General features: G+C 64.4%; 5 protein-coding genes. 3 read left to right on the top strand and 2 right to left on the bottom strand.

Annotated features, from left to right (window positions below):
- Window positions 1-258 precede the first annotated feature (258 nt).
- Window positions 259-1,341 (top strand): formate/nitrite transporter family protein, encoded by a 1,083-nt coding sequence (locus DF200_RS10075; protein WP_170112509.1) that lies wholly within the window; start codon window positions 259-261, stop codon window positions 1,339-1,341.
- 94 nt (window positions 1,342-1,435) lie between these two features.
- Here DF200_RS10075 and hrpA read toward each other — a convergent pair whose 3' ends face one another.
- Window positions 1,436-5,491, bottom strand: a complete 4,056-nt coding sequence (gene hrpA, locus DF200_RS10080) for an ATP-dependent RNA helicase HrpA (protein WP_109138144.1) — start codon at window positions 5,489-5,491, stop codon at window positions 1,436-1,438.
- Between the two features lie 160 nt (window positions 5,492-5,651).
- Window positions 5,652-6,272, bottom strand: a complete 621-nt coding sequence (locus DF200_RS10085; RefSeq protein ID WP_109138145.1) for a class I SAM-dependent methyltransferase — start codon at window positions 6,270-6,272, stop codon at window positions 5,652-5,654.
- Between the two features lie 139 nt (window positions 6,273-6,411).
- On the opposite strand from DF200_RS10085, the gene hflX reads away from it, so the two are divergent.
- Together hflX and DF200_RS10095 are read left to right on the top strand one after the other, a co-directional pair.
- Window positions 6,412-7,986, top strand: a complete 1,575-nt coding sequence (gene hflX, locus DF200_RS10090; protein WP_109138146.1) for a GTPase HflX — start codon at window positions 6,412-6,414, stop codon at window positions 7,984-7,986.
- A gap of 169 nt (window positions 7,987-8,155) precedes the next feature.
- Window positions 8,156-9,118 (top strand): L-lactate dehydrogenase, encoded by a 963-nt coding sequence (locus DF200_RS10095; protein ID WP_109138147.1) that lies wholly within the window; start codon window positions 8,156-8,158, stop codon window positions 9,116-9,118.
- Window positions 9,119-9,337: the final 219 nt, after the last annotated feature.

Genomic DNA, 9,337 nt, shown 5'->3' on the forward strand with positions numbered 1-9,337 from the left:
CTCCCCAAACTGTAACAATCGTTCTGCGGAGCGTTATCCGGCTATGGGAAACTCGACGTACCTTTGTACGCCTTCGTCTCCCAACGCCGGATACCGCACGCGCAGAACGATTGTCGGCGTCATCCGGGTATTGTTACCGTTCAAATGTGGGGAATATCACGGCAACATGGCGCGGGGGAGCGGCAACGTGAATTACTGTGAAATCGGTATCTAGAGGAAAACCAAACACACCGTAATCCACGAACAGAGAGACGATTCATGTCATCGAATTCCGATCAGACGACATCAGCGATCACCCAATCCCCGACATCAGCGCCCGATGCCGCGACAGCGGCCGCGGCGGCCGCGGCGACAGCCGCAGCAGCCGCCGCTTCGGCCGCAGCCGCGGCCACGGATGCCGCTAACACAGCCGCCAACACCGCCGCCGCGACGACCGCGGCACCGGCCGCCCAGGGCGCCCCGACGTCCCCGCTCGGAGCCGCCCCCAAGCTGCATCCGCTGTTCCCCGGCAACGTGTTCGTCTCCACCGTGCTCGACGTGCTCAACAGCAAGGAGACCATGACCGGCCGCCTCGTGAGCAAATACATGCAGCGGGCCCTCATGGCCGGCCTCTTCGTCGGCATCTTCTTCACCGCGTTCTTCGCCATCTCCGCCACCTTTGCCGCCGCAGGCCCCGCCATGGCGCTCGCCGGCAAGGTGCTCGGCGCATGCACCTTCGGATGGGCGCTCGTGCTGATCTACTACACGAACTCCGAACTGCTCACCTCGAACATGATGATCGTGTCCATCGGCGTCTACCACAAGCGCATCAGCTGGCTGCACAGCCTGCGCATACTCGGCCTGTGCCTCGTCGGCAACCTGCTCGGCGGCCTCGTCGTCGCACTGCTCATGCGGTTCTCCACCATCATCAGCGGCGACATCTACACCGTCATGGTCGCCGCCGTCGCCACCAAAACCGGCTACCTCGGCCAGGGCGCGTTCGGCATAGCCGACCTGTTCGTACGCGCCATATTCTGCAACTTCTGCATCAACATCGCCATGCTCATGTGCTACAACGGCAAGATCGTCAACGACTTCACCAAGTGCATCATCATGATGGTCGCCGTGTTCGTGTTCGCCTACCTCGGCTTCGAGCACTCCGTCGCCGACTCCGTGCTCTTCCTCATCATGGGACTGCACGGCGTGGGAGATCCGCTCATGGAGGTGCTGGCCATCATCGTCGTCATACTCGGCAACTTCGTCGGCGGAGGGCTCCTGATCGGCATCAACTTCGCCGTCATGAACGACCAGCACACCCATCACGCCGAACGCAGCCTGCGCCACAACATCGGCCGGCGCTGAACGAACATCCCACAACATGATGGCCCCGGCCGCGACGATCGCGGACCGAGGCCATCCTCATACAACCTTCGTATAGCCGCCGAAATCCGGTCGGCTACTCCTTCAACGCCTTCGTGATGCGTTTGAGACTCACCGGCCGCGGCGTTCCCAGCTCCTGAGCCCACAGGCTCACACGGAACTCCTCCACCATCCAGCGGGCCTTCTCGACCCGAGCCGTCATCTCGTCACGACGCGGCCCGGCCGGCTGCATCCCGGCCTTCTCACGGGCCTTGTCCACAAGCCGCTGCGCCTCGTCGACCTCCCAGGCCCAGTTCACGTCACGCGACTTGTTCGCCTTCGCCTTCTCCAGACGGAGCAGGTCCGCATGCAGATACCGTTCGAGGGAACGCAGCGCATCCGGAGGCATCGCGCCGACGAAACCGGGCATGACGAGCGAGCCGATATGCTCGCGGATGGACTGCAGCACCGACAGCAACGGCAGCGACGCCGTACCCGAAACGGCCTTGTCCACCTCGGCGTACCGGCGCAGCGCCGCGATCACGTCACGCGCCACCTGATACACCGTATCCTCATACACCTGGGTCACGTCGCCGACCGCTTCGGCCAGCTGCGCGTCGTCGGCAATCGTATCCACATCCGGCAGCAGCCGCTTCACGGCGGCCAACTGCAGATCCTCCACCAGATCACCCGTGGACTTGTACGGCGCGGAGGCGAGCATCAGCGCCTCATTGCCCAACCAACGGGAAGACACGCGTTCGGCGGGCAGTCTCAGCGCCTCCAACGCCGCATTCCACAGCATCGATGAACGCGACGCCATGGTGGCGCCCGCCTTGTGCAGCAGATTCGCCGACTGCACCACCTTGCCCTGATCCGCCGCCTTCGTCGCCTGCTTCCTCACCGTCCGCCGCGCCGATTCCGCCGCCTGCTCGGCGAACCTCGCCTGCAGCTCCTGCAGCGACTTCGAGGAGGCCAGCACCGTCATCCGCTGAGGCCCACGGCCACGACCCCGATGCGAGGACCGTCCCCCGGCAGGCTTCTCCACCACGAACGTCATGCGCACATGCTTCGGCAGACGCGCCATCTGCTCCTCATTGAAGACCTCCGGATGCAGCTGCGCGCCCACCACCTGGATCGCAGCCTGCGTGAACACATGGGTCAGGTCCGGCCACTGCGCCGCACCCGTCGTCCCGTCGACCGGCGGCGCCGCAGGACGACCCTGCTCCCCGGACCCGGGCAACGCATCATAATGCGCGTCGATCCACGAACGAATCTTCCTCGCCGTGTCCGGAGCGGGAACGAACTGCACACGCAACGCCTTCGGCAGCGACTTGATCATCGCCACGATCAGCTCGTCCAACAGTCCCGGCACATTCCACGTGAACTGCTCGGGCGTGATCCGGGAAAGGAACTTCAACGGCACATGCACCGTAACGCCGTCGTTCTCCGCCTGCGGATCATAGACATAGGAGAGCCTCAGATCGATGGGGGAGCCGTCCGACCCCGTCGTATGCCAATGATCGGGATAGTCGTCGAGACTGACCTCCTCGGCCTCGGCAAGACGTTCGACCTTCGACGGGTCGAAATCAAGCAACGTCGGATCCTCGTCATGATGACGCCTCCACCAGGATCCCAGCTTCGCCATCGACGTGATGTCCGAAGGCAGCCTCGCATCATAGAAATCGACCAGATCCTCGTCCGTCACCCGGTCGACCACATGACGGGTGCGGGCCGTCTCCTCATCGGACTCCTCCAACACCGCGCGGTTGCCGTCGATGAAGTCGTCATACGGGAACCGTTGCTGCACCTCACCGGCCACCAATCCCTCGCGGATAAGAAAATCACGGGCCTCCACCGGATTGATGGCGCCCCACAGCACCGTGCGGTCCTGCACGATGGGCAGACCATACAACAGCACCTTCGCGCTCGCCACGGCGGCGCCCTTCGACGCCGACCAATGCGGCTCCGCGTACGTGGTTCGCGTAAGGCTGCCCGCCAACGGCTCGGCCCACGCCGGGTCTATCTTCGCGGCCGAGCGCGCCCACAGACGCGACGTCTCCACCAGTTCCGCAGCCATCACCCACTGCGGGGTCGACTTCGCCACCGCCGACGCCGGAAACAGCGCGAACCGCGTGCCGCGCGACCCCAGATACTCGTTGCGCGACTGCTTCTGCGCCCGCTTCATCGCACGGGCCCTCGCCGCGCCGCGAAGCCCGGCGAAATCCGACGCCTTCGGCTCACGCACCTGCTGCATGCCGATGCTCGACAGCAATCCCGACAGCATCGCCTTATGCACGCCCATGGAATCCCACGAGCAGACGAGCGAATGCGCCGCCTGCTGGTTCGCCGGCAGCTGTCGGACCTCCAACGCCGGCCGCCCCCCGGGCAGCGGATCGCCCACCGTGAACCGCAGCTCGCGGCACATCTGCACCAGCTGCCGATACAGGTCGCGCCACTGGCGCATACGCGGATAATTCATGAACTCGGCCTTGCACAGGCGACGCAACGACGAATTCGACGTCTCCCCGTCCGCCTGGAAGAACCGGTCCCACAGGTTCAGCGCCGTAAGGAAATCGCTGGACTCGTCCGCATACCGGTTATGCAGGCGGTCCGCCTCGTCGCGCTTTTCCTCCGGACGCTCTCGCGGGTCCTGCAGGCTCAGGAACGCCACGATCACGAGCACGGCAGCCAGCGTGTTCGGCGAATCCTTCGACGCCTCCACCACCATGCGCGCCAGACGCACATCGATGGGAAGCCGCGACAGCTGCCGGCCGATCCGCGTGAGCCGCACCTCGCCATGCGAACGGGTGATGGCCCTCAGCTCCGTAAGATCGTTGAAGCCGTTCGTCACCGCGCGCGTGTTCGGCGGATCGATGAACCCGAAATCCGTGATGTCCTCGGCGGTATGCGCCACGCCGACCGACAGCATGTGCAGCACCACCGACGCCAATCCCGTGCGCAGGATCTCCGGCTCCGTGAACCTTGGCCTCGTCTCGTAATCCTCCCGGCCATACAGACGGATCGCGATGCCGTCCGCTATACGGCCGCAACGGCCAGCCCGCTGGTCCGCGCTCGCCTGGCTGATCGGCTCGATCGGAAGCCGCTGCACCTTCGCCGCCTTCGAATACCGCGAGATGCGGGCCGTGCCCGGATCGACCACATACCGGATGCCCGGCACCGTCAACGACGTCTCCGCCACATTCGTCGCCAATACGATGCGCTGATGCGAATGCGGCTCGAACACCCGATGCTGCTCCTTCGCCGAAAGACGGGCGAACAGCGGCAGCACCTCGATCGCGTCCGGACGACGCATGTCCGCCGCGCGCTGGCCGAAATGCCGGCGCAGCGCCGACTCGAAATCATGGATGTCGCGCTCGCCGGAGGCGAAGACGAGGATGTCACGGGCACCCCGCTCGTGCGAGGAATGAATCACCAGCTCGGCGCAGGCCCGTGCCACGGCGGTGGCCATATCCGCCGAATCGTCGTCATGGTCGTCGTCGCCCATCCGCTCGAAGCCGGGCACGTCATGCATGAGCGCCGGGGGAGCGCCGAGGGGCTCATACACCACCTGCACCGGGAACGTGCGGCCCGACACCTCGATCACCGGTACATCGGTGTGCAGCGCCTTGGCGAAATGCTCCTGGAACTTCACCGAGTCGATGGTGGCCGACGTGATGATGAGCTTCAGGTCGCGCCGCCTGGGCAGCAGCGCCGTGAGATACCCCAGCAGGAAATCGATGTTCAGACTGCGTTCATGCGCCTCGTCGATGACGATCGTGTCGTAGGCATACAGCTTCGGGTCGCGCTGGATCTGCGCGAGCAGAATGCCGTCCGTGACCACCCGCAGACGGGTCTTCGGCGAGCTTTCGTCGGTGAACCGCACCTGGAAGCCGATCTCGTCGCCGAGATGCACCCCCATCTCGGACGCGATGCGCTCTGCCACCGTACGGGCGGCGATGCGGCGCGGCTGCGTATGCACGATCTGGCGGCCGTGAGAGCCCCGGCCCAGCTCCAGCAGAATCTTCGGCAGCTGCGTGGTCTTGCCCGATCCGGTCTGGCCGGAGACGATCACCACCTGGTGTGTGCGCACCGCCTCGGCGATCTCATTCTTCGCGGCGCTGACCGGCAGTTCGGCAGGATACTCAAATTTCACGGAAATCCGTTCCCTCTACATTCCCTCTGTATGGTTCACATGCATGTTCATATGCGATGTCATGCATCGCATGGATGCCCGGGCACGTCCCGCACGCGCGTATGTCCCGCACGTGCACGTGTACGCCGTCGCGGCATATGGGCGCATAACGGCCATGCGCTCATCGCGCCCGCAGAACCTCAATCACACGATACCCCTTCGACGACGCGTATTTGCGTACGGTGAAATCCCCGCCAAGCGCATCCGCCATCCAGGGGATCAGCGAATCCGCCCCCAGATTGCGCTGCACCACCAGATACGCCTCGCCGCCGGGATTCAACCGCGGCAGGTACGACATCAGCAACCCGTGCAGCGCCTCCTTGCCGATGCGGATCGGCGGATTCGACCAGATGACGTCGAACCGCAATTCGCCGTCGAGGTCATCGCTGCTCACCGCATGAACGTTGGCGCAACCGGCCTTCGTCGCGTTGTCCGACGTCAACGCCACCGCGCGTTCGTTCACGTCGACGCCCCACACCTCGGCTTCGGGGGACTCCAGCGCCATGGCCAGGCAGATCGGCCCCCATCCGCAGCCGATGTCGAGGAACACGCCCTCCTCGGGCGGCATGGGCGCATGGCGCAGCAGCACCGACGTCCCCAGATCGAGGCGGGATCCCGAGAACACGCCGTGCGAGGTCTCCACGTCAAGCCCATGCCCGCGCAATGTCACATGCAGCGTGCGACGGACGTCCTGCGATGACGGCGAAGCCGAAAAATACTGTTCGTTGGGTGTCGTCGTCATCGGAACTCCATATCTCCTTGCGGTTTCGGACGGTAAACGCCTCATATCAAGGTCGTTGATGGTCATGGCGGAGGCATACGTGGACGATTCCGCGCATGTCTTCTCACATGATGATAATAATGTGCCGGAATAGAACAGCATGCAAGAGGTGTCAGTGACCAATACCAGCACAACGGCCAGCGCCGACGAGACGTGGCGGGACGACGACCACGAAGACCGCACCGACGTCCGCGGTGGCGAGCAGTATCCGCAGACGTCGCCACTGGACGAGCAATCCGATGTCCTGCAGGACTCCCGCGGAGCCGGATTCGCCGAAGACAGCGAGGAATGGTCCGAGCGTGAATCGCGCAACCAGCTCAAGCATGTGACCGGCCTGGGCGAGCTGCAGGACATCACCGAGGTCGAATACCGGCAGGTGCGTCTCGAACGCGTGGTGCTGGTCGGCGTATGGTCGAGTCTCGAAACCACGCAGGCCAAGGCCGAGGAGTCGTTGCGCGAGCTTGCCGCATTGGCCGAGACCGCCGGCGCCGAAGTCATGGACGGACTGCTCCAGCATCGTCTCAAACCCGATTCCGCCACCTACGTCGGTTCCGGCAAGGCCAAGGAGATCGCCCGCATCGTCGGCGAGCTTGAGGCCGACACCATCGTCGTGGACGCCGACCTGCCTCCGTCGCAGCGACGCGGGCTTGAGGACGTCGCCAAGGTCAAGGTCGTCGACCGCACCGCGGTCATCCTCGACATCTTCGCCCAGCACGCCACCAGCCGGGAGGGCAAGGCCCAGGTCGAGCTCGCGCAGCTCGAATACATGCTGCCCCGACTGCGTGGCTGGGGAGGCTCGCTCTCCCGGCAGGCGGGCGGCCAGGCCGCGGGGCAGGCCGGCGGCATCGGGTCGAGGGGTCCCGGCGAGACGCAGATCGAAATGGACCGGCGCGTGATCCGCACCCGTATGGCCCGTCTGCGTCGGCAGATCCGTCAGATGGCACCCGCGCGCGAGGTCAAGCGCGGTTCGCGCCGCCGTCACGGGTTGCCCTCCGTCGCCGTTGTCGGCTACACCAACGCCGGCAAATCCTCCCTCACCAACCGGCTCACCGGATCGGTCGAACTCGTCGAGAACGCGTTGTTCGCCACCCTTGACACGGCCGTGCGGCGCACGAAATCATCCAACGGCCGCATCTACACGTACGTCGACACGGTCGGCTTCGTACGACGGCTGCCCACGCAGCTCGTCGAGGCATTCAAATCCACGTTGGAGGAGGTCGGCGAGGCCGACGTCATCCTCCATGTCGTCGACGCGTCCCATCCCGATCCCTTCTCGCAGATCGACGCCGTCAACGACGTGCTCGCCGACATCCCCGGCGTAGAGGGCATCCCCCGCATCCTCGCCTTCAACAAGATCGACCTGACCGACGACACCGTCCGGGAGCGGCTCTCCGGTCTCGCCCCCGACGCGTTCCTCGTCTCCGCCGCCACCGGGCAGGGGGTGGACGGGCTGCGCGCCGCCGTCGAGGCCCTGCTGCCCGTCCCCGACGTGCATGTCACCGCGCTGCTGCCGTACGACGCCGGCGCCATACTTTCGGCGGTGCGCGAATACGGCGTCGTGTCCGCCGTCGACTACCGCGCCGACGGCGTATACCTTGAGGCCGACGTCGACAGGCATCTCGCCGCGCAGATCGTCGATCACGCCATCGATGACAATGCCATCGGTGATGAGTGACATCGGTGATGAGCGGGACCGGAGACGCCTACATCAAGGTTTCATAAACAATTCGTGAACACGGCATTTCCGCGCCGAAAGTGTCAAAAGGTGAGGATAGAGTATAGCCGAAGTTGGCATGATTTGCCGCAGTTGAAAGCAATTTCAATTTCGAAGAGAGGTGCCTTTTATGGCAGAATCACCCATTCGTCCCACTAAGCTCGCAATCATCGGTGCAGGCGCCGTCGGTTCCACCATGGCCTTCGCCGCCGCCCAGCGAGGCGTGGCCCGCGAAATCGTCCTCGAAGACATCGCCGCCAAGCGTGTCGAAGCCGAGGTGCTCGACATGCAGCACGGCTCCAGCTTCTATCCCACCGTCTCCATCCAGGGATCCGACGATGTCGAGATCTGCCGTGATGCCGACGTCGTCGTCATCACCGCGGGTGCCCGCCAGAAGCCCGGCCAGTCCCGGCTCGATCTCGCCGGCGCCACCATCAACATCATGAAGTCCATCATCCCCGGTGTCGTCAACGTGGCCCCCAACGCCGTCTACATGCTCGTCACCAACCCCGTGGACATCGTCACCCATGTCTCCATGAAGCTCTCCGGTCTGCCCGCCAACCAGATCTTCGGTTCCGGCACCAACCTCGACTCCGCCCGTCTGCGCTTCCTCATCGCCCAGCAGACCGGCGTCAACGTCAAGAACGTCCACGCCTACATCGCCGGCGAGCACGGCGACTCCGAGGTCCCGCTCTGGTCCTCCGCCACCATCGGCGGCGTCCCCATGTGCGATTGGAAGGAACTGCCCGGCCACGAGCCGCTGGACGCCGCCAAGCGCGAGCAGATCCACCAGGAAGTCAAGAACGCCGCATACCGCATCATCGAGGGCAAGGGCGCCACCAACTACGCCATCGCCATGTCCGGCGTCGACATCATCGAATCCATCCTCAAGGACTCGAACCGCATCCTCCCCGTCTCCTCCCTTCTCGACGACTTCCACGGCATCTCCGACGTGTGCATGTCCGTCCCCTCGGTCCTCAACCGCAAGGGCGTCAACACCCACATCAACACCCCGTTGTCCGATGGTGAGCTGGCCGCCCTCAAGCGTTCGGCCGAGACGCTGAAGGAAACCGCCGCCCAGTTCGGCTTCTAAGCAAAAAACAAGTCCTACGGAGTGTCATCTGCGTTGCGGGAAACTCGACGTACTTTTGTGGCTCTTCGGGTGTTTGTGTGGGTGTGGATCACTGGTCCGGCCTGCTGGTTATTGGCGTCCGGGGAGTTGTAGGTCGAGTCCTCCGCATTTGAGCATGACGAGGCTGATGAGGTTGTCGAGGTTGCGGTAGCCGTAGCCGATCTTGATGGTGGTCTTGAT

Source organism: Bifidobacterium catulorum, assembly GCF_003129925.1.
In the GTDB taxonomy this organism is placed as follows: Bacteria; Actinomycetota; Actinomycetes; order Actinomycetales; family Bifidobacteriaceae; genus Galliscardovia; species Galliscardovia catulorum.

Excerpts from the sequence above, each read along its gene's own strand:
- DF200_RS10085 (WP_109138145.1), bottom strand. The coding sequence starts at position 6,272 with ATGACGACGACACCCAACGAACAGTATTTTTCGGCTTCGCCGTCATCG.
- DF200_RS10095 (WP_109138147.1), top strand. The coding sequence starts at position 8,156 with ATGGCAGAATCACCCATTCGTCCCACTAAGCTCGCAATCATCGGTGCA.
- DF200_RS10075 (WP_170112509.1), top strand. The coding sequence starts at position 259 with ATGTCATCGAATTCCGATCAGACGACATCAGCGATCACCCAATCCCCG.
- hflX (WP_109138146.1), top strand. The coding sequence starts at position 6,412 with ATGCAAGAGGTGTCAGTGACCAATACCAGCACAACGGCCAGCGCCGAC.